General features: G+C 62.7%; 19 protein-coding genes and 1 pseudogene. 5 read left to right on the top strand and 15 right to left on the bottom strand.

Annotated features, from left to right (window positions below):
- The 7 genes and pseudogenes from NKJ78_RS08540 to minC form a co-directional block, all read right to left on the bottom strand.
- Positions 1–244, bottom strand: a 244-nt coding sequence (locus NKJ78_RS08540; protein ID WP_352562418.1) for a helix-turn-helix domain-containing protein, incomplete at its 3' end; no start/stop codon positions are given.
- Between the two features lie 301 nt (positions 245–545).
- Complete coding sequence (locus tag NKJ78_RS08535) at positions 546–1,127, bottom strand: dihydrofolate reductase family protein (RefSeq protein WP_023749399.1); 582 nt, start codon at positions 1,125–1,127, stop codon at positions 546–548.
- 165 nt (positions 1,128–1,292) lie between these two features.
- Complete coding sequence (locus NKJ78_RS08530) at positions 1,293–1,829, bottom strand: SRPBCC family protein (protein ID WP_023738676.1); 537 nt, start codon at positions 1,827–1,829, stop codon at positions 1,293–1,295.
- Positions 1,830–1,948: 119 nt separating this feature from the next.
- Positions 1,949–2,272 (bottom strand): annotated as a pseudogene (locus NKJ78_RS08525) (ArsR/SmtB family transcription factor); the annotation flags it as partial.
- Between the two features lie 309 nt (positions 2,273–2,581).
- A complete protein-coding gene (minE, locus tag NKJ78_RS08520; RefSeq protein ID WP_023684809.1) occupies positions 2,582–2,854 on the bottom strand; it encodes a cell division topological specificity factor MinE in 273 nt (90 codons plus the stop codon).
- Entirely contained in the window at positions 2,851–3,666 is an 816-nt protein-coding gene (gene minD / locus NKJ78_RS08515) for a septum site-determining protein MinD (protein ID WP_023670342.1), read from the bottom strand. The genes minE and minD overlap by 4 nt, the downstream gene beginning before the upstream one ends.
- Before the next feature lie 61 nt (positions 3,667–3,727).
- The gene (minC, locus tag NKJ78_RS08510; protein WP_023715120.1) at positions 3,728–4,558 is read right to left on the bottom strand and encodes a septum site-determining protein MinC; all 831 of its coding nucleotides are present in this window, start codon (positions 4,556–4,558) and stop codon (positions 3,728–3,730) included.
- 209 nt (positions 4,559–4,767) lie between these two features.
- Between minC and NKJ78_RS08505 the strand changes: the two genes are divergently transcribed.
- Positions 4,768–5,820, top strand: a complete 1,053-nt coding sequence (locus NKJ78_RS08505; RefSeq protein WP_352562417.1) for a Bug family tripartite tricarboxylate transporter substrate binding protein — start codon at positions 4,768–4,770, stop codon at positions 5,818–5,820.
- Positions 5,820–7,778, top strand: a complete 1,959-nt coding sequence (locus tag NKJ78_RS08500; protein ID WP_023684806.1) for a tripartite tricarboxylate transporter permease — start codon at positions 5,820–5,822, stop codon at positions 7,776–7,778. The genes NKJ78_RS08505 and NKJ78_RS08500 overlap by 1 nt, the downstream gene beginning before the upstream one ends.
- Positions 7,779–7,786: 8 nt before the next feature.
- On the opposite strand, the gene NKJ78_RS08495 is transcribed toward NKJ78_RS08500, so the two are convergent.
- The 6 genes from NKJ78_RS08495 to NKJ78_RS08470 form a co-directional block, all read right to left on the bottom strand.
- Positions 7,787–8,728, bottom strand: coding sequence for a class I SAM-dependent methyltransferase (locus NKJ78_RS08495; protein WP_196814116.1), 942 nt, complete (start codon positions 8,726–8,728; stop codon positions 7,787–7,789).
- The gene (locus tag NKJ78_RS08490; RefSeq protein ID WP_023738672.1) at positions 8,677–9,684 is read right to left on the bottom strand and encodes a hypothetical protein; all 1,008 of its coding nucleotides are present in this window, start codon (positions 9,682–9,684) and stop codon (positions 8,677–8,679) included. Before NKJ78_RS08490 ends, NKJ78_RS08495 begins: the two co-directional genes overlap by 52 nt.
- Positions 9,685–9,948: 264 nt before the next feature.
- Positions 9,949–10,266: a DUF2934 domain-containing protein gene (locus NKJ78_RS08485; RefSeq protein ID WP_023738671.1), complete on the bottom strand. Its 318-nt coding sequence runs from the start codon at positions 10,264–10,266 to the stop codon at positions 9,949–9,951.
- Positions 10,267–10,352: 86 nt separating this feature from the next.
- Positions 10,353–10,937 (bottom strand): BA14K family protein, encoded by a 585-nt coding sequence (locus NKJ78_RS08480; protein WP_023738670.1) that lies wholly within the window; start codon positions 10,935–10,937, stop codon positions 10,353–10,355.
- Between the two features lie 190 nt (positions 10,938–11,127).
- Positions 11,128–14,937: a methionine synthase gene (gene metH, locus NKJ78_RS08475; RefSeq protein WP_352562416.1), complete on the bottom strand. Its 3,810-nt coding sequence runs from the start codon at positions 14,935–14,937 to the stop codon at positions 11,128–11,130.
- A 150-nt stretch (positions 14,938–15,087) separates the two neighbouring features.
- Positions 15,088–16,209 (bottom strand): KamA family radical SAM protein, encoded by a 1,122-nt coding sequence (locus tag NKJ78_RS08470; RefSeq protein ID WP_031204246.1) that lies wholly within the window; start codon positions 16,207–16,209, stop codon positions 15,088–15,090.
- A gap of 201 nt (positions 16,210–16,410) precedes the next feature.
- Here NKJ78_RS08470 and NKJ78_RS08465 point away from each other — a divergent pair, with 201 nt between their 5' ends.
- The 3 genes from NKJ78_RS08465 (at position 16,411) to NKJ78_RS08455 (ending at position 22,069) form a co-directional block, all read left to right on the top strand.
- Positions 16,411–18,057: an acyl-CoA synthetase gene (locus NKJ78_RS08465; RefSeq protein ID WP_352459588.1), complete on the top strand. Its 1,647-nt coding sequence runs from the start codon at positions 16,411–16,413 to the stop codon at positions 18,055–18,057.
- Between the two features lie 234 nt (positions 18,058–18,291).
- On the top strand, positions 18,292–19,185 hold the full coding sequence (locus tag NKJ78_RS08460; protein WP_352459589.1) for a hypothetical protein: 894 nt from the start codon (positions 18,292–18,294) through the stop codon (positions 19,183–19,185).
- 262 nt (positions 19,186–19,447) lie between these two features.
- On the top strand, positions 19,448–22,069 hold the full coding sequence (locus tag NKJ78_RS08455; protein ID WP_352459590.1) for a bifunctional diguanylate cyclase/phosphodiesterase: 2,622 nt from the start codon (positions 19,448–19,450) through the stop codon (positions 22,067–22,069).
- Positions 22,070–22,114: 45 nt separating this feature from the next.
- Here the strand turns inward: NKJ78_RS08455 and NKJ78_RS08450 are convergent, their stop codons facing one another.
- Both NKJ78_RS08450 and NKJ78_RS08445 read right to left on the bottom strand, forming a co-directional pair.
- Complete coding sequence (locus tag NKJ78_RS08450; RefSeq protein ID WP_352459591.1) at positions 22,115–23,737, bottom strand: ABC-F family ATP-binding cassette domain-containing protein; 1,623 nt, start codon at positions 23,735–23,737, stop codon at positions 22,115–22,117.
- A gap of 378 nt (positions 23,738–24,115) precedes the next feature.
- Positions 24,116–24,859, bottom strand: a complete 744-nt coding sequence (locus NKJ78_RS08445; protein WP_352459592.1) for a 2OG-Fe(II) oxygenase — start codon at positions 24,857–24,859, stop codon at positions 24,116–24,118.
- Positions 24,860–24,899 lie beyond the last annotated feature (40 nt).

Below are 24,899 nucleotides of genomic sequence, written 5' to 3'. Positions count from 1 at the left end.
CCTTGGCCGCCACAATCCGCTCAACCAGATCCTGAGCTGTCGCCCGGCCATGATTGAGCGGGGCTCGCGGCAGGTCGTGCAAACCCTCAGGCCCAAACGTCCGATAGCGTCCTAGCCATTTGTAGCCGTTCTTGCGTGAGATCCCGTAGGCCGCACAAAGCGCAACCATCGTCTCATCCCCAGAAAGACACTCCACAACAAACCGTAGCCGCTCGTCCATGATGCCAGTCTCTCGCCAAACCATCGCCGGTCCTCCGGCGGACAAGAAAACTGTCACCCATGCTATCGGTCCATTCTGTTACCTATCTATCCGGTTCGGACAGACGCATTTCCTCTCCCCCGTCGATCGGGGGAGAGGTGTCGAGCCGTGCTCGAACCAGTGGGGGGCGACCGTTCATCCGCCTGATTGCCTGCTTGCAGGCGTTTCGCGCTCGCTTCCGTCGCTCCTGTTTTGCGGCGACCGTGGGTTTCATGACCGCCTTCCCCCACTCCGTCGCCGCTTCGCGGCGCCACCTCTCCCCCCTCCGGAGGGAGAGGAAAAGAAGCTAGCTCGCCAGCCCATACACCAGGCTCACACGTCCATCCGAAAGCGCCTCGGCCTTGCGCAGTTCCAGTCCGTGCCGGGCGTGCACCATGCCGAACAGCGCCTTGCCGTCGCCGGCGAGCAGCGGATAGACGATCAGCCGCATTTCATCGACCAGGCCGGCTTCGATCAGGCTGGCGGTGATGCGGGCGCCGCCCATGAGGTAGATGTTCTTGCCGGGCTCGCGCTTCAGCGCCGCGACGTCGTCGAGGCGGCGCAGGAAGCGCGTCGAGGCCCAGGCTGACGTCGTCATGGTGTTCGACAACACATAGTGCGGTGTCTTGGCGGCAAAGCGCGCCCATTCGAGTTCGGCCGGGTCGACCAGTCTGCCGGTCATCGGCAATGGCTGGTCCGGCTCGTTCTGTTGGATCGCGCTCCAGTAGCGCTCATAGCCGGCATACATGACGCCGCCGAGCAGGCAGGCGTCGATCTCAGGCATCAGGCCATATTCCTCCGACCAGTTGTCGACCCAGTCGGCAAAACCTTCGGGGCCTTCCATCTTGCCGTCGATGGAGATCTTCATTCCGGTGATCAATTTACGCATGACTTCCTCCTTCGGGCTTGCGGGATGCAAGCACGTTGCCTGGTTTCACTTCCGATGACGCGCCGCGGTGTCTGGCGAAGGCGCGTGTTTCGCCGACCCTTGCGCCGGCATCCGGCGCAAGGGATCGATGGTGCCCGGTTGGACCGGGCGATGCGTTAGGTCAGGTCAGGCCGGCAGGCGCCGATCGTATTCCGCCACGATACGGCTAAAGCTGTCCCAGAACGGTTCGGGCTTCTCGGCCGCCACGCGGGCAACCAGGAGGTCGAGATGCACGTGCCAGCCTGCAGCATGCATCATCAGGCTCGAGCGGTCTGGCAGGCGGCGGTGGACCAGGGTGAGCAAGACGTCGTCGCCGCGCTGCGCCAATTCGAACGTGACATTGCCGCTGCCGTTCCAGGTGATGGTGAGCTTGAGCGGCGGGTCGCACTCGACGATCTGGTTGTGCATCCGCTGCTCGCCGCCACTGAAGCTGGCCGGCCTGTCGCCGGGCGGGTCGGTCAGTTCGTCGTTGCGCCAGACCAGCTCGAAGGAAGAGCCTTCCTCCATCTCCATGTCGCCGGCCGCCAGCCATTGGCGGCGCAGATCGCTCTGCGTCAGATATTCCCAGACGCGCTCCCTGGTTCCGGGTAAAAGCCGTTCGACCCTCAACGTGGCCGGCTGGATCAGCTGGGCGTAGCCGTCGAAGCTGTTCATCTGGTTCATCGGTCGTCTCCCTCGGATGATGTTGGCCTGGATGTGTCTGGCTTGGGTGATTCCGGCTTGGATCGTTCTGGATTTGCCGGTGCCGGCGTTGACGGCGTTGTCGACGTTTTGCGCCCCGCCTCCTCGCGCAAAAGCTGTTCGAGGACATCGAGGCGGCTGTTCCAGAAACGCGCGTATTGGCCGAGCCACTGATAGGCGGTGGCCAGCGGGCGGGCCTCGAGGCGGCAGACATGGGTGCGGCCGCGCACTTCACGCCGGATCAGCCCGGCATGCTCCAGCGCCTTGATGTGCTTGGAGGCGGCAGCCAGCGACATGGCAAAGGGCTGTGCCAACTCGCTCACCGTACGCTCGCCGCCGGCGAGGTGGTTAAGCATGTTCCGGCGCGTGGCGTCGCCGAGGGCGTGAAAAACCTGGTCCATCTGGGGCGTCTCTAATTCAACCATGTAGTTGAATATAGAGGCGAGATTTTAGATAGTCAACTGGTTGGTTGAATGTTTTTTGGAGAGACGGAAAAGGCCGGCTAACGGCGATGGTTGGCGAAGCCGAAGAGGCGCGCAATCTCCCCCCTCGTGGGGGAGATGTCCGGCAGGACAGAGGGGGGCGCGAAGGATCGCTACGTTCGACAAGTCGTGTCGGCTAGGACCGACTTCGGCCCAAGCCGTTGCCAAACAATCGACAGGCCAGCGGGACAGTGCCCCCCTCTGGCCTGCCGGCCATCTCCCCCACAAGGGGGGAGATCAGCAGCTTCAATCTCACCCCGCCATCGCCAGCGGCACCGCGCTCTTGTTGGGGATCTGGATGTCGATCTCCAGCGTCGACATGGTCTCGCCGCGGTCCATCGAAACTTGCAGATAATCCTGGTCGATCTGCACATGCTTGGCGATCACCGCCATGATCTCTTCGCGCAGGATGGAGACGAGATCGGGCTGGCTGCGGTTGCGGCGCTCATAGGCAAGCAGCACTTGCAGCCGTTCGCGCGCCACCGGCGCGCTGGTGCGCCGCTTGAAGATGTCGAGCAGGTTCATGCCGCCCTCCTTCCCAAAAGACGATCGAGGAAGCCCTTGCGCTCGAAGGGCACGATGACCGGCAGCTGTTCGCCCTCGAGCCGCTTGGCCGCGTCGATGTAAGCCTTGGCAGCGGCGTTCAGCGGCTCCGACAGCGTCACCGGCGAACCGAGGTTGGAGGCGCGCAGCACATCCTGGCTTTCCGGAATGATGCCGAGCAGCGGCACCGACAGTATCTCCAGCACATCGTCGATCGACAGCATTTCACCGCGCGCGGCGCGTCCCGCATCGTAGCGTGTGACCAGCACATGCTTGGCGATCTGCTCGCCCTCCTCGGCGCGCAAGGTGCGGGAATCGAGCAGGCCGATGATGCGGTCGGAATCGCGCACCGACGACACTTCCGGATTGGTGACGATGACCGCCTCGTCGGCAAAGCGCATGGCGAGCTGCGCGCCGCGCTCGATGCCGGCCGGGCTGTCGCAGAAGACATAGTCGAAGACCGAGCGCAGCTTGCCGATGACCTCGGCCACGCCCTCCTCGGTCAGCGCATCCTTGTCGCGCGTCTGCGAGGCCGGCAGCAGGAACAGCGTCTCGACCCGCTTGTCGCGGATCAGCGCCTGCGACAGCTTTGCCGAGCCCTGGATGACGTTGACGAGGTCGAACACGACGCGCCGTTCGGCGCCCATGATCAAATCGAGGTTTCGCAGGCCGACGTCGAAATCGACCAGCGCCACCTTCTTGCCGGTCTTGGCGACCGCCGCCCCCAGAGCCGCGGTCGAGGTCGTCTTGCCGACGCCCCCCTTGCCCGAGGTGACCACCACTACCTTGCCCATCAATAAAGCCTCCGTTGTTGTTCGTTATATCGTTGGTCGGGCGCGAGCAGCGCCTGCCGCATTAGCTGAAAGGGGCGATGCGCAGCATGCCGTTGTCGAGAAAGGCCTGCACAGGCTTGCCCCGGACTGACGGGTCCATCTCCTCGGCGGTGCAATACCAGCCATCCACCGACAGAAGCTCGGCTTCGTTCCTGCGGCAGAAGACACGCGCCGCCGTGTTGCCTTGAGCGCCCGCCGAAGCGCGGCCGCGCAGCGTGCCATAGACATGGATGGAACCGGTGGCGACGATCTCGGAGCCGGAGGCGACCGAACCCAGCACGATGACATCGCCATGCGGATGGAAGATCAGCTGCCCCGAACGGATCGGCGAGCGGATCATCAACGTGCCGGCGTCCGGCGCGGCAATTTTGGCGTCTTTCGGCTGTGCCTTGGCATCGCTCGCCGGTTTCAAGTCGCCCGCCTTCAAATCGCCGGCCTCTGCCTTGATGTCACCGGCCGCCTTCGTATCGCCTGCCGGCGTGGCGTCATCCGCCCTGCCCGCCTTGCGGCTCGGCTGCAGCAGACCGTCGGTGGTCGCCTCCTTGGCGCCGACCAGCACCGGCGGCAGATGCGCGCCAAGCTCGGCGCCGCCATCAAGCTCGATGGCATAGATGCGGATGCCGCGCTGGCCGAGCAAATCGACCAGCGCTTCGATGGCCACGACATCGGGCTTCAGCACATTCAGGTCGAGCACCACCGGGCGCCCGGCAAAATAGCCCGGCGAGTTGCCGACCCAGCGATCGAGGCTCTCCAGCCAGACATCCAAAGGCGCCTCCGGCGTCAGCGTGAACGCGACGAAGGAGCGGGCGCGAAAGCGAATGGATTTGGCCTCGAGGGGAGCGGCAAAGGTCACGGCGGGCGATTCCTTACTGAGAGGTAAACGCTAGCCGTGGTATGGTTAATGAAAGGTTAATGAACTGAATAACCGCATGGCAGATCGGACGCCAATTGGCGACACAGACCGCGACATTCACGAAACTAAGCGCGATTGCTAAGGAACAACGCTGGCGTTGCAAGGGCTATCTAAGTATCACCACTGGGTGAAATCTGGGGCTTGGCGAGATGAAGTTCTTTCGTGTGGCGTTGGCGGCAATCACCGCCGCGGCAATCTACCTGCCGTCCGCGGCAAGCGGCGGCGAGATCGCTTGCGCAACCACCTACGCCGGCCGGCGAATCACCCTCGTTGTCCCCAACGCTGCCGGCGGCGGCTATGATACCTATGCCCGTGCATTTGCGCCGGCCCTTGCCAGCACGACCGAGCTCGATGTCAGGGTCGTGAATATGCCCGCGGCAGACGGATTTGCGGCGCTAAAGCGTGTAACCAATGCGCCATCCGACGAACTGGTCCTTATGATTGAAAGCGTCTCCGACATAATTTCGCAAGGTGACATTCCGGCTGGCGTCGACAACTGGACGAATCGGCTAAATCCGATAGGACTGATTCACATCGATCCCGAAGCGTGGATCGTTCGGAACGATGTCGATTTGCAAAGCGCCAAACATCTGGTCGCGTCGGTTTCATCGCTTGAAGCCGGCATCCTGCCGATAGTGCTCACCGCGCACCTCCTCGATATCAAGGTCGACGTGGTCTCGGGCTATGAAGGCAGCGGCGCACTCATGTCCGCGCTCCTGCGTGGCGAAGGCGATATGACATCCAATTCATTGACGACAGGCTTGCGCTCGACCGCCGCAGGCGAAGCCAAAGTCGGTCTGGTTCTCACGGAGGGACCTGACCCGAACGCGCCAGGCGTGGCTTTCCTGGCGGGTGAAGGAGGGTTGGTGTGGCAGCGCAGCCAAGGCCTTTCCAAGGAGAAGCAGGAAGAACGATTGCGGTTGGCCATCGCCGTCGCGAAAGCTTCGGCGACAGCGCGGGGATTTTTTGCCCCTGCCGACATGGAGCAGAAATCGCTAGGTTGTCTTCGTGACGCCGTCTCCGCCGCGGTCAAGAGCGATGGGTTCAAGGTGGCGCTTGAAGCTCAGAAACGTCCAATCGAGCCGCGCGACGCCGACCAGACCGTCATCGTGATCAACGATATGCTCAGTGCCTTCCATGAGGCGGAAGCGTATCTGAAAAAACACCCGGAACTCGAGCGGGATGCGCGAGCAACGCGCTGATGACCGGATATTGGGCTGCCCTCGGCACTGGACTGGGCAATGTATTCTCCTGGCCGAACATACTGATCCCGGTGCTTGGCACCTTGGTTGCCATGGCTACGTCCTTTCTTCCAGGGATTGGCGGCGCCAGCCTTGCAACCCTTCTGCTGGTCGCAACCGTGCATTGGGATCCGGTATCGGTGTTGTTGCTGTTTGGCGCCCTGACCGGCGGCGCGACCTTCATGGGATCTATAACGGCTATCCTCTTCAACATACCGGGCAACGCGCCAAGCGCGGCAACCCTGCTCGACGGCCATCCGATGTCCAGGGCCGGCCTGCCTCGCACCGCGATAGCCGCCGCGGCAACGGCCTCGGCCGTCGGATCGGTTTTTGGCGTCCTCGTCCTCATAGCGCTCATGCCGATCATTCGGCCGTTCATCCTGCAATTCGGACCGTTTGAATACGTGCTGCTCGGCGTATGGGGCCTGTCGACGATCATTGCGGTTCCAAGCGCGTCCCGTCTGAAAGCGCTGGCGATGGCGCTGCTGGGGCTTTTGGTCGGTCTTGTCGGAACTGATCCGACCTATGGCCAACCACGCTGGACGTTTGGGAGCATCGCTCTCTTCGACGGCGTCGACATGGTCGCGCTGCTGCTTGGCTTTTTCACCGTTTCTGAAATCATCTCGTGGCGAAAAAGATTGCAGCTTGAAAAAGCGGCTGGCCTGGAAAACGCGAACGACTCGATCTGGACCGGTATGCTTGCTGTCTTTCGTCATTGGGGACTAACAATGCGATCGTCGGCCATCGGCGTGTTGGTCGGCATCATTCCAGGTGTTGGAGGAACGGTCGCCAGCTTCGTTGCCTACGGGCAGGCGATCCAGACAACCCCCAAGGACCAGCGCTCAAGGTTCGGATCTGGTGACATCAGGGGCATCATTGCGCCGGAAGCGGCAGTCGATTCGAAGGACGGAGGCTCGCTTCTGCCGACCGTTGCCTTCGGCCTTCCCGGCAGCGAGGGCGGCTTGATCCTGCTGACAGTCCTGACGGTACACGGCATCGTTCCGGGCATACCGATGCTGACGACCGACTTGCCCCTGACGTTCACGTTGATTACCGCGCTGCTGCTGTCGAACTTGCTGACGTCCGCAGTGGGATTGGCGTTGACACCATATTTTGCGCGCCTGACTGCTCTCAGGATCGACCGCATCGCGCTCCCGATCATTGTCGTCAGCTTCGTGACGATCGTGCAGCTAAACGGGCTGCTGATCGATCTGTACGTAGCCGTCGCTTTCGGGCTGGCCGGCTACATGCTGAAGCGCCTCGACTGGCCGCAAATTCCTTTTGTCATATCATTCGTCCTGGGCGGCTTCATCGAGCGAAACCTGGCGCTCAGTGTGGAGTTGGCCCGTGTCGGCAGGCTGAACCCTCTACAACGGCCGGCGTCGTTGACGATCATGGTCATAATCGCGCTTTCCCTCGCATGGATCGTGCGCGGTGGTGTTTTGCCGCCGCGACGTGTCAAGCCAAAGCGTGCCGATGCCGCAGTCGCATGGCTGTTGACCGGTGGATGCGCTGTGCTGGCAGCGATATCGCTCCAAGGGCAGCCAGGCTATTCGATCTTCGCGCAGGCCGTGGCCTGGTGTTGTCTGTTTGCGATGCTCGCGGTCGCCCTTGTGCAAACGATCTCGCTTGTTGGCCACGAGAAACAGGGAGGCGAACGGACCCATACGATCCCGGAAAGCCATCGTGTGCCGTTGATGATGATGCTCCTGTTGCCGGTCGCTGTCTGGCTGGCGGGCCTCCCGGCGGCGCTGTCCCTGTTTACCCTGGTATGGATTTCAGCCGGTCAGAAGCTGACCTTGAAGTCGGCGACACTGGCATCTTGCACCTCGGTTGCGGTCGCAGTGGCGACCTGGTTTTATCTCGATCGGATAGCCGCTATCGACCTTCCCGCTTCTGCGATGTCGCACTTATTCTAGTGGTCGGGCTACATCCTGACGGCGACGATTTCGTATCTTGGAATTGTCTGGACGCTGTCGGCAGCGGCAAGCGGGGAAACGCTTTTCCCGGTATGATGCTGCTCCGAGCCGACAATCGTCAGGTTGGATTGCTTCAGCATATCCGCAAGGTCTGAATATGTAGTGCGATCTTCATGCAGCGGTTCACCCCAGAGCGCTTCGACGGCCGTCTTCAGCTCCGCCACGGCAGCGGCAGGAAAATGCGCCGCGACGGCGGCCTTCTCGATGGTCGAAAGCCTTCGGCCGATTTCAGCGCTGCCGCGAGGCCCCCTCGGCTGGTCTTTTTCCGATAGCAACCTCTGGGAGAGAAGCAGGCGTCCGCCAGGCTTGAGACTACGCGCCCAACTGTCGACCACCTGCTGGCGTGCGCTGCGGTCGAAGAAATTAAGAACGCTATGCGCGACAACTGCCTGCACCGGCGCACAGTCGCAACCGCGAATGTCGGCGCGGTGGGTCTCGAGCGCAAAACCGGCGGAGCGGGCAAACAGCCTGTTCTGTTCGACCGTCGTTTCACAGCGATCGATCAGCACAAATTCGGGCTCGATGCCGACCGGCCTCGTTTGGCCCAGAACCATTGCCGCCAGGCCGGTGTCGGCCGCGCCCGACAGGAGAATCCGACAGCGTCCCTCCTGGGCCACGGCAGCCAATTCACGTCCAAAGAACCCCCCGCCGGCCGGCTTGGCACCTTTCGATTCCAGCAGGCGGATCATGCTCCACGTGCGATGGTAGGGCATACACCCATGGCTCGGGTCACACAGCACCTCAGCCCAATCAAACGAAAAACGGGCAAGTTGCGTGAGTGGTTCGTCGGTGTAAATCGAGAGCCGTTGTCCTGCCGGTGGGCTTTCTCGCGGGCCGTTCATTGCGATTGCATCTTCCTTCGCCGGACCATTCTTGTTCTCCAAAGCCATCTCACCGGCCATATCCAGCGGCCCGACTGAATGAATTGGTAAGATCCGGCTGAAGGCAGGAAGTCGATTCTCCCGGTGCCGGAACTGTCGATTGCCTCGAATGCAACTTTCAACGCCGCGATAATGTGGCTACGTCGTTCCTCACGGGCGGCTGCGCCACCTTTGAACTTCGGAAAAGTCGGATTGGGGTTGACCTCGAATATCACCAATGCGCCGTCTCGCAACGTGTAGTCCACGCGGCCGAACTGGATATGGCCCGTATTGCAGGCGCGAAGCAGGTCCTCAGCGTGCGGATTGTCCTTTACGAAGGCGAGTTCCTCGCGCACGAAATCCGGGTCGGTGCTGCTTGCCGATGACTTAACGTTCCAGTCGACGGACCTAAGTATGTGCTGGGACACAATCGCGTCCCCAATGCGGAATGCGCCATACTTTCGATAGTAGCCGTTCGAATCGCGATCGGCTTCAAAGGAGACGGCGATGCGCCGCTTCATCGGCTTGGCGTTGCCCTGGAGCACGGCGATCGCCTCTTCAAGTTGGCGTGGGTTTTCCAGAAGCTTGGTTTCCGGCCCCCAAAAGCCATCTTCCATCCGGATAAAAACAGGGTAACGGGTTGGTCGCTCATCCTGCTCCAGACGCGATACTTCGACCGGGTTGATTCCTCTAATACGAAGCCGGCGGAGCAGGGCGAACCGCTCCAGGACAGTCGCGGGATGGTTTAGAATTCGAGCATCAGGGTCGGCGCGCTTTGCGGCTTCAGCAATATCCGCCGCCGCCATCATTTCCATGCCATTCAGATACTCAAAATCAGTAAAAACCAAGGTACCCGCGGGAAAGTTTAGTCGGCGGAAGACTGACTGATAGGTTTCCATGCGCAAAAGCGGCAACAAGTGCCCTGCCGACGAAATCAGCCGCCGCATCGGCGTCTGATTCAACTCGTGCACCAACACTGTGATCATCGTTGCTCGCCACCCCGTCTCGACGTCGTATAGAGAAAGTGGCGAGAGTGTCTACAGGCACGCTGGTGCCGCGAAGTGGTTGGCACTTCGTATCGCGGCATCTGGGCTGCTTCGCCGGCATCGGCACCGTCCGCTTACGGATGTTGCTATGGCCAGCACGGATCAATTTAGGCGCAAAGCTGTCAGAGAATGACGGCCCCTGTCGCGACTGCCAAAGTGATAAGTGTCAACAAGACACTCTGAAAGATCGTCCTAGGCCTCTGATCATGCCTTTGCCCGCCTCTTTCCCTCGCTCCCCCTCGCCGCCTGCTCAACCGCCGCCCTGTCCGTGCCCAGTCTGTCGATCAACTCCTGCGCCTCGTCGCCCGATATGCCGGTGCGCACGGCGAGTTCCTCGACGGTCAGCACGTCGGTGCTGGCGATCTCGCGCGGCAGGGCGTCGTCTGCGGTCAGCGGCAGGGCTGCTTCGCGGTCGATTTCGGCCTCGGCCCGGTGCCAGTGATGCTCGGGGTCGCCAGTGCCTTCGCGCTCCCAGATCTGATAGGCGCGCTGCTGTATCTTGTGATGCCGGTCGTCTTCCATGGTGGTTCCTCCCCTGGGCTTTGAGGACGATCCGAACGATCCCAGAAATCGCGCGGTCGCAATCGTTGCGGCGCCCTTCGCGCTGGCTATTCGCATTGCCGTCTCGGCCCGCCGGAATATGGCTGGTAGCTGTTGTCTTCCGGACGGTAGGAGCGATAGCGGCTGAAGCAGGATTCGACATGGTCGCCGCCGGCGGCCGCGTAGGCGCCCGCGCCCTCGACGTAGCTTGCCTCTCGCGGCGCGACGCGGTCGGCGGCGAGATAGGGCGATACGCAGGTGCGCTGCTGTCCGCTATAGGACATGTAGCTGTTGTCGTCGGGATCGTAGGAGCGGTATCGGCTGGCGCACCAGGCGAGATGCGGCGGCGGCAGTTCGGTCCGCGCGATGGCGCCGGTGACTGTGGGATCGGGCTGCTGCCTGGCCGGGTCCTGGGCTGGCTCCTTGGCGGCGATGTCGGCAGGCGCGGACTGCTCGGGCGGCACACGTTCGAAGTCCTGCGCCGTCTTGTCCACCGGCCGCGCTTTCCGGGTCCACAGTTCCGCCACGCTGACGGTGGGCCTTGCCTCCCGCACAGGCTTGGCGGCAAGCAGCCAGGCTGCGAAAACCAGCCCGCTGCCGAACACCGCAAGGGTCAGCACGAAGCCGCCGACCAGTCCCAAAATCGCTTTCACTCGACACTCCTTGTGTCCCTGCCAATAAAATGCGGGACATCACGGCTTGTTCCAGAAAAGCAGGCGCGAGGGACCTAAGTCTGACCGACCGACAACCGGCAGCTCGCCGAGAACCGGGTGCGGCGCGATTTTTTTCGACGGTGAAAAATCAAGGGAGCGGTCGAGCAGCCATTGGGCCACGTCGCAGCCGCTATTCCGCCGCCTCGGCATAGTGCTGAGGGACATAGTTGAGGATCGGGCCGAGCCAGCGCTCGACATCGGCCAGCGGCATGGCTTTGCGGCGGGCATAGTCCTCGACCTGGTCGCGCTCGACCTTGGCGACGCCGAAATAATAGCTTTCGGGATGGGCGAGATAGATGCCGGAGACCGAGGAGCCCGGCCACATCGCATAGCTCTCGGTCAGGCTGACGCCGACATTGCGCTCGCCGTCGAGCAGCCGGAACAAGGTCGCCTTCTCGGTATGATCGGGCTGCGCGGGATAGCCGGGCGCCGGGCGGATGCCGCGATAGGGCTCGCCGACCAGTTCGTCGGGCGCCAGCGTCTCGTCTGATGCATAGCCCCAGAATTCCTTGCGCACCTTCTCGTGCATGCGCTCGGCGAACGCTTCGGCGAAACGATCGGCCAGCGCCTTGACCATGATCGAGGAATAATCGTCATTGGCGCGCTCGAAGCGCTCTGATATCGCCACCTCCTCGATCCCCGCGGTGACGATGAAGCCGCCGATATAGTCCGGCTTGCCGCTGTCGGCCGGCGCGACGAAATCCGACAGCGCGACATTGGCCTTGCCGTCGCGCTTGGTCAGTTGCTGGCGCAGCGTGAAGAAGGTTGCCAGTTCCTGCGAGCGTGCCTCATCCGTGAACAGCCTGATGTCGTCGCCGACGGCGTTCGCCGGCCAGAAGCCGATGACGGCGCGCGGCGCGAACCATTTTTCCGCGATGATCTTTTTCAGCATCGCCTGCGCATCCTCGAACAGCTGGCGCGCCGCCGGTCCCTGCTTCTCGTCATCGAGGATCTTGGGATAGCGCCCCTTCAGCTCCCAGGTCTGGAAGAACGGCGTCCAGTCGATGTAGCGCGAGAGCTCAGTCAGGTCCCAGTTCTCGAACACTTTCACGCCGGTGAAGGACGGCTTCGGCGGTTCATAGGCGGACCAGTCCACCCTGTGCGCATTGGCCCTGGCCTTTGCCAGCGGCAGCCGCTGCTTGTCGGCCTCGGAGCGGGCATGCGCGTCGGCGACCTTTTTGTACTCGGCCCGCACTGTGTCGACGTAGCCGCCCTTGGTCTCCTTCGACAGCAAGGACGAGACGACGCCGACCGCCCGGCTGGCGTCGTTGACATAGACCGTCTGTCCTTTGGAATAGCGCGGGTGGATCTTCACCGCCGTGTGCACGCGGCTGGTGGTGGCGCCGCCGATCAGCAGCGGAATGTCGAAGCCTTCACGCTCCATCTCGGCGGCCATGTGCACCATCTCGTCCAGCGACGGGGTGATCAGGCCGGACAGGCCGATGATGTCGACATTTTGCTCACGCGCCGTCTGCAGGATCTTTGCCGCCGGCACCATGACGCCGAGATCGATGATCTCGTAATTGTTGCAGGCCAGAACGACGCCGACGATGTTCTTGCCGATGTCGTGGACATCGCCCTTTACAGTCGCCATCAGGATTTTGCCGGCCGTCTGGCGCTCGCCATTGTCGATGCCATTGGCGGCGTTGGCCAGTTTTTCGGCCTCCATGTGCGGCAGCAATCCGGCCACCGCCTGCTTCATCACGCGCGCCGACTTCACCACTTGCGGCAGAAACATCTTTCCAGCGCCGAACAGATCGCCGACGACATTCATGCCGGCCATCAGCGGGCCTTCGATGACATGCAGCGGCCGCTCGGATGCGAGGCGCGCTTCCTCGGTGTCGGCGTCGATGAATTCGGTGATGCCGTTGACCAGCGCATGCGAAATCCGCCGCTCGACTGTCCAGTCGCGCCAGGCGAGATCGCGCTCCCTGGCTTCCTTGCCGGCGGTGCCCTTGAAGCGCTCGGCGATCTCCAGCATGCGTTCGGTGGCGGTGCCGCCGGCCCTGGGCACGCGGTTGAGCACGACATCCTCGCACGCTTCGCGCAGCTCCGGCTCGATCGTGTCGTAGACGGCGAGCTGACCGGCATTGACGATGCCCATATCCATGCCGCGCTGGATGGCGTGATAGAGAAACACGGCGTGCATCGCCTCGCGCACCGGCTCGTTGCCGCGGAAGGAGAAGGACAGGTTCGAGACGCCGCCCGAGATATGCACATGCGGCAGCGTGGCGGTGATCTCGCCGGTGGCCTCGATGAAGTCGACGCCGTAATTGTCGTGCTCCTCGATGCCGGTGGCGACCGCGAAGACGTTGGGGTCGAAGACGATGTCTTCGGGCGGGAAGCCGGCCTGTTCGGTGAGCAGCTTGTAGGCGCGGGTGCAGATCTCGACCTTGCGCGCCTTGGTGTCGGCCTGACCGGCCTCGTCGAAGGCCATGACGACCACGGCCGCGCCATAGGCGCGCACCAGTTTCGCGTGGTGCAGGAACGCTTCCTCGCCTTCCTTCATCGAGATGGAATTGACCAGCGGCTTGCCCTGCACGCATTTAAGCCCGGCCTCGATGATCTCCCATTTCGAGGAGTCGACCATCACCGGGACACGGGCGATATCAGGCTCGGCGGCGATGAGGTTGAGATATTCGACCATCGCCTTTTTCGAATCGATCAGGCCTTCGTCCATGTTGATGTCGATGATCTGGGCGCCATTGGCGACCTGGTCGCGCGCCACGTCGAGCGCGGGGACATAGTCGCCCGCCGTGATCAGTTTTCGGAACCTGGCCGAGCCGGTGACATTGGTGCGCTCGCCGACATTGACGAAGGGGATCTCGTCGGTCAGCGTGAACGGCTCCAACCCGGACAGGCGCATCTTGCGCTCGATCTCGGGAATTGCGCGCGGCGGATACTTTTTGACAGCCTCGGCAATCGCCCGGATGTGCTCCGGCGTCGAGCCGCAGCAGCCGCCGACGACGTTGACGAGCCCTCCCCGCGCGAAATCCTCGATCTGCGCGGCCATGAAGTCCGGGCTCTCGTCATAGCGGCCGAATTCATTGGGCAGGCCGGCATTCGGATAGGCGCAGACGAAGGTGTCGGCGGCGCCTGAAATTTCGGCCAGATGCGCGCGCATCGCATTGGCGCCGAGCGCGCAGTTGAGGCCGATGGTGAAGGGGTTGGCATGGCGCACCGAATGCCAGAAGGCGGTCGGCGTCTGGCCCGACAGCGTGCGGCCGGAGAGATCGGTGATGGTGCCCGAAATCATCACCGGCAGGTGCACGCCCTTTTCGATGAATATCTCGTTGCAGGCGAAGATTGCCGCCTTGGCGTTCAGCGTGTCGAAGATGGTTTCAATGAGAATGATGTCGGCGCCACCGTCGATCAGGCCGCGCAGCTGCTCGCCATAAGCCAGGCGCAATTCATCGAAGGTGACGGTGCGGTAGCCGGGATTGTTGACGTCGGGGGACATCGAGGCGGTGCGGTTGGTCGGCCCGACCGCGCCGGCGACGAAGCGCCGCTTGCCGTCTTCCTGCTGTGCCCTCGCCGCTGCCCGACGCACCAGTCGCGCGCCGTCCCGGTTCAGCGCGTAGACGGCATCCTCCATGCCGTAATCGGCCTGGGCGATCGAGGTCGAGGAGAAGGTGTTGGTCTCGAGGATATCGGCGCCAGAGATGGCGTATTGATAATGTATTTCCTCGATCGCCTTCGGCTGCGTCAGGATCAAGAGGTCGTTGTTGCCCTGCTGGTGGCAGGCGCAGCCCGCGAAAGCCTCGCCGCGGAAATGCTCTTCGTCGAAGCCGAGACCCTGGATCTGCGTGCCCATGGCGCCGTCGAGGATGAGGATGCGCTCGCGTGCCGCTGCCGTCAGCGCCGCAAGCACTTCGGACCCATCGGGCTTTGCCGCGACGGGGCCGAACAATGCGTCCAGCGATGCAGAATTCTGCGACATTTTTTATCCTTGAGGCGACAACCATCACATAAGGATATCTTTATGTCAACATACGGAATGCAGGCGAACGCGTAGTGGCGAGAGTTTGGTGCGATGGTCATCCCGATCGACAATGTGACGGCGGCGGTCATCGTCGCCGCTGCGCCGTGCCTACACCACCACGTCCCGATATACCCTCACCTCGCCATCCTGGCCGCGGATGCGCCAATCCTGCCCGTCCCGTCCCTCGACATGGCATGGCCCGAGCGGCACCTTGCCGCCGCCTTCCGGCAGGTCCAGCACATAGACCGGATTGCAGATGCCCGACAGGCGGGCGCGCAGCGCGCCGGCCAGCGCCTGTCCCTGCGCAATCGTGGTGCGCCTGTGCGCCATGCCGCGCGCGAGGTCGCCATGGTGCAGGTAATAGGGTTTGACCCCGAGCCGGTACATCAGTTCGCGGCAGAGTTCCTCCAGCACCTCGACCGTGTCGTTGACGCCCTTGAGCAGGACACTCTGGTTGAGCAGCACGAAGCCTGCCTGGCGCATGACGCGGCAGGCCAATTCGGTGGCCGGCGTGATCTCCCGCGCATGGTTGAAATGGGTGACGATTGTGACCATCAGCCGGCCCCGCAAGGCGCCAACCAGCCCCGGCGTGATGCGCGCGGGCAGCACGACAGGCACGCGTGTGTGGATGCGCAGCAGCCTGACATGCGCGATCGTCTCGATGCGGGCGCGGATTTCGGCCAGCGCCTTGTCCGGCAGCGACAGCGGATCGCCGCCGGTCAGGATCACTTCGCGGATTTCGGTATGGGCTTCGATATAGGCAAAGGCGTCTTCGAGCGCCTCGCGCGTGTAGCCGCGGCCGATCGAGGTCAGAGACTCCTTGCGGAAGCAGAAGCGGCAATAGACCGCGCATTGGTAGGTCGCAAACAACAGCACGCGGTCGGCGTGGCGGTGCGTCAGTCGCGGCACCGGACTGAAGGCATGGTCGGCGATCGGATCGTCGAGCTCGCCTTCCGTTTCGGTCAGCTCATCCGGCGATGGAATGATTTGCGCGCGGATCGGATCGGCGGGATCGTTCCAGTCGATCAGGTCGAGATAGGTTTTGGGGGCACGCACCTTGTGGCGCGTAGCCGCCTCCTGCGCCGCCGCGCGCTCGGCGGGTGACAGCGGCAGCGAGGCGAGATCGCGGACGTGGCGCACGCCCGCGCGGATGTCGTTTTGCCAGGCGATGTCAGCATCGCGTCCTTCGTCGGCGATGGCCGCGTCATCGAAAGTTGAGTCTGGGATCATTGGGGCCTCGAGGCAATTCTGGCGGTGCTATCGGCCGGATGGACGGTTCGGTCAACAGCAGTGGCTCGGCGCGGATTGTCGCTGCGCTGCGATCCTTCGCATTCCCCGACTATCGCCGTAATCGACCAGCGCAGCAATTTCAGGCAATCTGACCGATAAGGCGCTCCAAGGGGAGATGGGCGCCGCCTAGGGAGGACTGCGATGAGCAAAATGCCGCGCTATGAGGATGCCGTTCAGCGCTTTCGCATCGAAGATGAGATCGCGCGGTTGTATGGCAACCCTGGAACCGGCATCAATGCCTATGTCGAATGCTGCGGCCGCTACACCGGAGAAGACCGGCTGGCGCTGCGCGCGATCTCGGCCGGCGGCGAGCTTCGCGAATTCAGCTTCGACGATCTCGCCGACATGTCGGGGCGCGCCGCCAATGTGCTCAAGGCCGCCGGCGTCGGTGCCGGCGATGTCGTCGCCGGCATGCTGCCGCGCGTCCCCGAACTGGTGGCGCTGATCCTCGGGACATGGCGCATCGGGGCGGTCTACCAGCCGCTGTTCACCGCCTTCGGCCCGAAGGCCATCGAGCACCGTCTCGGCTATAGCGGCGCCAGGATCGTGGTCACCAACCCGGCCAATCGCGGCAAGCTCGACGAGGTCGAGACATCAGCGCAAATCGCCACCATCCTTGGCAATGGCGATGTGCTGCCTGCAGGCGACATCGATTTCCGCGCCGCGCTTGGCACCGCCTCGCCCGACTGCCAGCCGGTGATGCGCAAGGGCGACGATTTGTTCATGATGATGTCGACGTCGGGAACGACCGGCCTGCCCAAGGGCGTCCCGGTGCCGCTTCGCGCCCTGCTCGCCTTCGGCGCCTATATGCGCGACGCGATCGGCTTGCTGCCCGACGACATCTTCTGGAACATCGCGGACCCCGGCTGGGCCTACGGCCTCTATTACGCCATCACCGGCCCGTTGCAGCTCGGCATCGCCACGACCTTCCATGAAGGCGCCTTCAACGCCAAGAGCACTTACGACATCATCGAGTGGCTCGGCGTCACCAGCCTTGCCGGCTCGCCGACCGCCTATCGCCTGCTGATGGCGGAAGGCGCGGAAGCTGCGGCCCGTGTCAAAGGCAGACTGCGCGTGGTGAGCAGCGCCGGCGAGCCGCTCAACCCGGAAGTCATCCGCTGGTTCGACGCAAATCTCGCCGCGCCCATTCACGACCATTACGGCCAGACCGAGAACGGCATGATGGTCAACAACCATCATGGGCTCTCGCATGTCGTGCGCGCGGGCTCGGCCGGCTTCGCCATGCCCGGATATCGCATGGTGGTACTGGACGAGGCCGGCAACGAGCTCGGCCCCAACCAGCCCGGCATCCTCGCCGTCGACATCGCGAAGTCGCCGCTGCGCTGGTTCGACGGCTATCACCAAGCCGAGACGCCGGCGATCAGGGGCGGCTACTACCGCACGGGCGACACGGTGGAGTACGAGCCGGACGGTTCGGTCTCCTTCATCGGCCGCGCCGACGATGTCATCACTTCGGCCGGCTATCGCATCGGCCCGTTCGACGTCGAAAGCGCGCTGATCGAGCATCCGGCGGTCAACGAGGCGGCCGTGGTCGGCGTACCCGATCCGCAGCGCACAGAGATCGTCAAGGCCTTCGTCGTGCTGGTGCCGGCTTACAAGGGCAACCCCGACCTCGCCGAAGAGCTTGCCCAGCACGTGAAGAAACGGCTCTCCGCGCACGCCTACCCGCGCGAGGTCGAGTTCATCACGGAACTGCCGAAGACCCCAAGCGGCAAGATCCAGCGCTTCCTGCTGAGGAAGGCGGAGGTGGAGAAGCGCAAAGGGTGATGTAGGCGCCAATCTCCCCCCTTGAGGGGAGATGTCGCCGAACGCGACAGAGGGGTCGTTGCGCGTTAAGCGCTAACGTGGTCTCGCGCGGCAAAAGAGTCGGCGCTTCAAGCGCAACGACGCCTCTGGCCTGCCGGCCATCTCCTCCCTCAAGGGGGCAGCTCCAACGCCGTCTTTTTTCAGCCCAATGTTGTCATGTATCCTTGGAATCGAACGTAGAGCAGGGTTTATATCATGCGGTGGGTCTGGACGTTTCTGTTTGCACTGGTGAGCAGCGTGGCTTTCGCGGCCTCGCCGGAGGACGACTATGTGGCCGCGCGTGACAAGGCGATTGCTGATATCGCGGCGCTGAACAGCGCGAACGCGGCAATCGAGACCATCGACGCTGAGAACGAGAAGGCCTTGGCCGACCTCCAGCAGCGTCTTGCCGGCATTATCGGGCCGCTGGCGGTCAAGGACTTTCCGCCAACCGGCACAATCAATATCGAAAGCCTCAGCGATTCCGATATCGGCTATGGCATGCTCGATGGGCTGCGATACACCAAGGACGACGACGGGCCTAGCCTGGTGGCAACGACGCGAGGGCTGCTGGAGCGCTGGCTCCAGTCCAGAACCGCCGAGACCGACGAGAGTTTCAAACTGCCCGCTGGCATCGATGAGGCGCTTAAGCTGGATGCCTTCTATACCCAGGCGATCAACAGCGACGCCGCCTTCGAGGGAACGCTCGACTTTCCATTGAAGAAGCCCGAGGGCGCCGACATCGCCTTCGCACGGCTCGGCGGCTGGACGCAGGACGTCGGGCCGATCTATGAGCAGGAAGTCATCGTTACGCTCGTCAAAGGCAACAGCGTGAGAATTATCGCAGCGCCGGCAGCCCCTGCAGTTCCGAAGATCACCGCTTGCGACGCCGTGTGGGCTGCTGCGGACGCCGCCGCGCAGAAATTCCAGGAGGCCTACCAGGCGTCGGATCTGAAGGACGAAAAAGCGTTCGATTCCTCCAACGCCGCCTGGGACAAGGGCGACAGCGACTACCGGGCCTGCATGGCGCAGCGCCTGCCGGCTGACACGGCTTTCCCGGCGCTGCTCGCCCAGGCGCAGGCGCTGGCCGATCAAATGGCTGGGAAGTAAGCCTCCCGCAAGGGCCCGCGCGGCAAGATCAGGCGGCTTGTTGCAATCTGAGACGAATATGACTTCGCCGCTGGGTTGCAGAACTCTGCAACCTGGCGTCCTACTTTCGGACACTCATTCAGATTTCGGCTGGACCCTGGCAACCAAAAGCTTACCGTTTGTTCTCGGAGTCGTCTCGAAGCTCAAATTTAAGCTTTAGCTACTATGGTCGACCGAAGGACTACTGTCCTGGAAAGGTCTTCGGATCGAGTTGGCAGGTGCAATGCTCAATTCCGGCCGGTTGAAACGGGCCGTTTTTTCTTCCGCCAACTTGCCGGCGGCGATTGCCTTTGTCGTGCTTCTCGTCTGCGCCCTGGTTGCCGACCAGAGGAACAGAGAGGTCTCCGATCAGCTGGCGCGCGCCGACGTCCTGGCCAAGGTCAACATCATACGTGCCAAGCTCGAAGGCAACATAAGCGGCAATCTCCAGCTGGTTCAGGGTCTCGTTTCGACAATCGTTACCGAGCCCTATATGGGCCAGCAAAGATTTGCGGCACTCGCCCGTAATTTGTTCGAGCAAAAATCGCAGTTGCGCGATATTGCCGGTGCGCCCGACCTCGTCATCGCGCTGATATATCCGCTGGAAGGCAATGAAAAAGCCATCGGGCTGGACTACCGCAAGAGCGATACGCAACGCATGGCCGCGCTTCGCGCCCGTGACCAGCGCGCGCTGGTGCTCGCCGGGCCGGTCAAACTGGCGCAAGGCGGACGTGGCTTCATCGGCCGTATCCCGGTTTTCGTGCCGACGGCGGGTGGCGGCGACCGTTTCTGGGGTATCGTCTCGGCCGTGATCGATGTCGATCGGCTCTACGCTGCCAGCGGACTGACCGACCCTGATCTGGATATCGATGTGGCGCTTATCGGCAAGGATGCGCTCGGCGGCGGCGGGGAACTGTTCTTTGGCGGCGATAATGTCGTGTCCGGCAATCCGGTGATGGCAGAGGTGCAATTGCCTTCAGGCTCCTGGCAAATTTCAGCCATACCGAAGGGCGGTTGGCCGACCGCTCCGAAAAATGAGTGGCTGTTGCGTCTGCTCATGGCGCTTGCCGGCGCGCTGGTGGTGCTGCCGATCCTCGTGGCAGGACGTCTTTTCGGTGAGCGGCAGAAAAGTGACGCCGAGTTGAGGCGCCTGTCCCGGCGGCTGGAGTTGGCGTTGGAAGCCTCTGCTATAGGCGTGTGGGAGCACGATACCGTCAGCAACCAACTCGTATGGGACGACCGCATCAACGAAATCTATGGCAAACCCGGCGGCGGCAAGACCCGTAGCTATGACGACTGGGCGCTGGCGATCCATCCCCAAGACTTCGAACGGGCTAAAGCAGATTTCGATTCGGCTGTTGCAACACAAGGACCCTACTCTTCGCAATATCGGCTCCTGCGGCCGGACGGCACCATTCGCCATGTGCGCACCCGCGCCAGTTTCTTCCGGGACATCGACGGCACGCCAAAAATGATCGGCGCCGAATGGGATGTGACAGGCGACGTGCTGCTCAACGAGAATCTCGTGCGTGAACGTCGCCTTTCAGAATCGAAAAATGCCGAACTGAACCTGGCCAAAGCCCGCATCGAGCATGTCGCGATGCATGATTCGCTGACCGGTCTGCCCAACCGTCGGTATCTGGACGAGATGCTTGCCGAAAACCGCGAAGCCGACGGCCGTGCGGCGTTGCTGCATCTCGACCTTGACCGGTTCAAGCAGATCAACGACACGCTCGGCCATGCAGCGGGCGATGCATTGCTGGTGCATGCTTCGAAAGTCATCAAGGCCAGCGTCGGCAGTGCCGATTTCGTTGCGCGCATCGGCGGCGACGAGTTTGTCGTGCTGAGCCATGGACGCGACGACAAGGACCTCGCCGCGCTGGCCGACCACATTATCGATGCGATGCGCCAGCCGGTCGACTATCTGGGTCACCAGTGCCGGTTCGGCGTCAGCATCGGCATTGCGGCCAATAGCGGCGTCGATGCCAAGCAGTTGCTTGTCAATGCCGATCTGGCGCTGTACCGGGCGAAAGGCCGCGGCCGCAACCGCTACGAGTTTTTCAACGAAGAGCTGCAGAGCGAGATCGTGCGGACCAAGCAAACCGCCGACGAGATTCTGGGCGGGCTCGAGCGGAACGAATTCATCGTCTACTATCAGCCGCAGTTCGACGCCAAGACGCTGGAGATCGTCGGCGTCGAGGCGCTGTCGCGTTGGGATCATCCGCAACGCGGCATGCTGACCCCCGACGCCTACATCAAGGTGGCTGAAGAACTTAATGTCGTGGCGCTTATCGACCGCACCGTCCTGGAGCAGGCGCTCGATAATTTTGAGCGTTGGTCGCGCAGCCACCTCAACATCCCGCGCGTCTCGGTCAACGTTTCCGCACGGCGCCTGGAAGACAGGGACCTGATCAAGGGTTTGCGCAAGCTTCCGATCAAGGAAGGGACCGTGTCGTTCGAACTGGTGGAGTCGATTTTCCTCGACGAAAACGACGAGCTGGTCAGCTGGAACATCGAACACATCAAGGGGCTCGGCATCGACGTCGAGATCGACGATTTCGGCACCGGGCATGCCTCGATCGTCTCGCTGTTGAAGTTGCGGCCCCGTCGCCTCAAGATCGACCGCCAGCTGGTCACCCCCATCACCAGCTCAACCGCACAGCGGCAGCTTGTGTCGTCCATCATCGACATCGGCAAGTCGCTCGGGATCGAAGTGATCGCCGAGGGCGTCGAGACGATGGAGCACGCGCGCATCCTGAAAGAGCTTGGCTGCGACATCCTGCAAGGCTTCCTGTTCGGCTACCCGATGGATGCCAAAGCCTTCAAGGCCTTCGCGCAGTCGCGCAAATGGCTGGCGGCGAGCTGACAAATCCTGGCTTTGCTGGACGCAAATGCGGACGCAGAACCTGCGTCAGGTCCGCAGCCCCGGCGCCTCGTGCCCGGTCCTCTCCACATATTCGGTATAGCCGCCGCCATAGGTGTGGATGCCTTCTGGCGTCAGTTCCAGCACGCGGTTGGAGAGTGCGGCCAGGAAATGGCGGTCGTGCGAGACGAACAGCATGGTGCCTTCGTATTGCGACAGCGCCGTGATCAGCATCTCCTTTGTGGCGATGTCCAAATGGTTGGTCGGCTCGTCCAGCACCAGCAGGTTGGGCGGGTCGAACAGCATCAGCGCCATTACCAGGCGCGCCTTTTCGCCGCCCGACAGCACCCGGCATTTCTTCTCGATCTCGTCGCCGGAAAAGCCGAAGCAGCCGGCGAGTGCCCTGAGCGGCGCCTGGCCGGCTTGCGGAAACGCGTCCTCCAGCGTCTGGAACACGGTGCGTTCGCCCTCCAACACCTCCATGGCGTGCTGGGCGAAATAGCCCATTTTCACACTCGGCCCCCGAGCAACTGTGCCGGCATCCGGGTCAGACGCGCCGGCCACCAGCTTCAGCAGTGTCGACTTGCCGGCGCCGTTGACGCCCATGATGCACCAGCGCTCGCGGCGGCGGACCTGGAAGTCCAGCCCCTCATAGATCGAGCGGCTGCCATAGCCCTTGTGGACGTTCTTCAGCGTCACGACATCCTCGCCGCAGCGCGGCGCCGGCTGAAAATCGAAATTCACGATCTGACGGCGCTTGGGCGGCTCGACACGATCGATCTTGTCGAGCTTCTTCACCCGGCTCTGCACCTGGGCGGCGTGTGACGCCCGCGCCTTGAAGCGCTCGATGAAAGCGATCTCCTTGGCCAGCATGGCCTGCTGGCGCTCGAACTGCGCCTGCTGCTGCTTGTCGGCGATCGCCCGCTGCTGCTGGTAGAATTCGTAATTGCCGGAATAGGCGGTGAGCGAACCGGCGTCGATCTCGACCACCTTGTTGACGATGCGGTTCATGAACTCGCGGTCGTGCGAGGTCATCAGCAGCGCGCCCTCATAACTCTTCAGGAACTGCTCCAGCCAGATCAGGCTTTCGAGATCGAGATGGTTGGACGGCTCGTCGAGCAGCATGACGTCGGGCCGCATCAACAGGATGCGGGCCAGCGCCACGCGCATCTTCCAGCCGCCGGACAGTTTGCCGACATCGCCGTCCATCATTTCCTGGGAAAAGCCGAGGCCGTCGAGCACTTCGCGGGCGCGGCCATCGAGCGCATAGCCGTCGAGCTCCTCGAAACGATGCTGCGCCTCGCCGTACTTCTCGATGATCTCCTCCATCCGGTCGGCCTGTTCGGGGTCGGCCATGGCCGCCTCGAGTTCGGCCATTTCGGCCGCCACGTCGCTGACCGGCCCGGCGCCGTTCATCACCTCGGCCACAGCACTGCGGCCGGCCATGTCGCCGACATCCTGGCTGAAATAGCCGATGGTGACGCCGCGATCGACCTGCACCTGGCCTTCGTCGGGCTGTTCCTGGCCGGTGATCATGCGAAACAGCGTCGTCTTGCCGGCGCCGTTCGGCCCGACAAGGCCGACCTTCTCGCCCTTCTGTAGCGAGGCCGAGGCCTCGATGAAGACAAGCTGGCGGCCGTTCTGCTTGCTGATGCTTTCAAGACGGATCATGCGACTGGAAGAACCTTGGAGGATTTTCCCCGGCCCTTACGCGATCGGCCGCGCCAGAGGAAGCGCCCATTTGACGCCGCGCGCAAAAGCCGCTGCGGTCCGCACCTCCAGAATGCAAAACAGCCCGCCGCGCGATTTTGCGCAACGGGCTGTTTTTGAACCAGCTTCTGTACTCAGTTCGGTGCGGGCACTTCCGCTTCTATTGACGGCACCTGCTGGGCGGCGAGCGAGGCGAGCTTGCCCCGTCTGACGAGTGTCGGCTTCTCATAGGATCGTTTCATAAATTCCCCTCTCTTACACAAGCGGAGACTGTTCCGCCGAACTCGCCATGTCAATAAGCAGCGGTAGTGAGGTGCTTTGGCTGTGTCCGACGAATTGTCACTTCGCGTCGTGGAAAATGATCCCCACTGTATGCCGCCTGCCGGAGCGCAGGCGGCTGACGCCGTGCCTGAGGTTGACGCGGTAATGGCCTTTCGTGCCTTGCACCGGGCGGTTGTGGACAGCAAAGATCACCGCATCGCCCCGGGTCAGCGGCACCACTTCGGCACGGCTTTGCATGCGCGGGCGCTGTTCGGTCAGGACGAATTCGCCGCCGGTGAAATCCTCGCCGGGCTGCGACAACAGGATCGCCACCTGCAGGGGAAAAGCGAGATCGCCGTAGAGGTCCTGATGGAGGCAGTTGAAGTCGCCGGGGCCATATTGCAGGAGAAGCGGCGTCGGCCGCGTTTGGCCGCTTTCGTGGCAAAGCTGGAGGAAGGCGGCGTGGTCATCGGGATAGCGCCGTGCCGCGCCCATGCGTTCGTTCCAGTCGTTGGCGACGCAGGCGAGCCTGGGATAGAGCGCGGTGCGCAGGCCACCGACCAGATCCGGCAGCGGATAGCGGAAATAGCGGTACTCGCCCTTGCCGAAGCCATGGCGGGCCATCACCACATGGCTGCGGAAATGGTCCTCATGCGGATAGAGACCGGCGATCTCGGTGCACTCCTCGGGTGAAAGCAGCGCCGGCATGACGGTGCTGCCGTGGCTGTTCAGTTCGCCGATCAGAGCACTCCAGTCCTGCGCTGCGACGCGCGCTTCGGCCGAATGGGCTGCGCGTTTGGTGCTTATCGAATGGATGGTCATCGATGCCTCCTTTGATATGATCAAAGTGGGGCGAACGGCG

The organism is Mesorhizobium sp. M0037, from assembly GCF_040323635.1.
Taxonomy (GTDB): Bacteria; Pseudomonadota; Alphaproteobacteria; order Rhizobiales; family Rhizobiaceae; genus Mesorhizobium.
Note: the sequence above shows the minus strand (reverse complement) of the source record. Positions and strands in the feature narration are given on the sequence as shown.

Bases quoted from the DNA above. Each gene is read 5' to 3' on its own strand.
- NKJ78_RS08535 (WP_023749399.1), bottom strand. From the start codon at position 1,127: ATGCGTAAATTGATCACCGGAATGAAGATCTCCATCGACGGCAAGATG.
- NKJ78_RS08530 (WP_023738676.1), bottom strand. From the start codon at position 1,829: ATGAACCAGATGAACAGCTTCGACGGCTACGCCCAGCTGATCCAGCCG.
- minE (WP_023684809.1), bottom strand. From the start codon at position 2,854: ATGAACCTGCTCGACATCTTCAAGCGGCGCACCAGCGCGCCGGTGGCG.
- minD (WP_023670342.1), bottom strand. From the start codon at position 3,666: ATGGGCAAGGTAGTGGTGGTCACCTCGGGCAAGGGGGGCGTCGGCAAG.
- NKJ78_RS08505 (WP_352562417.1), top strand. From the start codon at position 4,768: ATGAAGTTCTTTCGTGTGGCGTTGGCGGCAATCACCGCCGCGGCAATC.
- NKJ78_RS08500 (WP_023684806.1), top strand. From the start codon at position 5,820: ATGACCGGATATTGGGCTGCCCTCGGCACTGGACTGGGCAATGTATTC.
- NKJ78_RS08495 (WP_196814116.1), bottom strand. From the start codon at position 8,728: ATGGCTTTGGAGAACAAGAATGGTCCGGCGAAGGAAGATGCAATCGCA.
- NKJ78_RS08490 (WP_023738672.1), bottom strand. From the start codon at position 9,684: ATGATCACAGTGTTGGTGCACGAGTTGAATCAGACGCCGATGCGGCGG.
- NKJ78_RS08485 (WP_023738671.1), bottom strand. From the start codon at position 10,266: ATGGAAGACGACCGGCATCACAAGATACAGCAGCGCGCCTATCAGATC.
- metH (WP_352562416.1), bottom strand. From the start codon at position 14,937: ATGTCGCAGAATTCTGCATCGCTGGACGCATTGTTCGGCCCCGTCGCG.
- NKJ78_RS08470 (WP_031204246.1), bottom strand. From the start codon at position 16,209: ATGATCCCAGACTCAACTTTCGATGACGCGGCCATCGCCGACGAAGGA.
- NKJ78_RS08465 (WP_352459588.1), top strand. From the start codon at position 16,411: ATGAGCAAAATGCCGCGCTATGAGGATGCCGTTCAGCGCTTTCGCATC.
- NKJ78_RS08460 (WP_352459589.1), top strand. From the start codon at position 18,292: ATGCGGTGGGTCTGGACGTTTCTGTTTGCACTGGTGAGCAGCGTGGCT.
- NKJ78_RS08455 (WP_352459590.1), top strand. From the start codon at position 19,448: ATGCTCAATTCCGGCCGGTTGAAACGGGCCGTTTTTTCTTCCGCCAAC.
- NKJ78_RS08450 (WP_352459591.1), bottom strand. From the start codon at position 23,737: ATGATCCGTCTTGAAAGCATCAGCAAGCAGAACGGCCGCCAGCTTGTC.
- NKJ78_RS08445 (WP_352459592.1), bottom strand. From the start codon at position 24,859: ATGACCATCCATTCGATAAGCACCAAACGCGCAGCCCATTCGGCCGAA.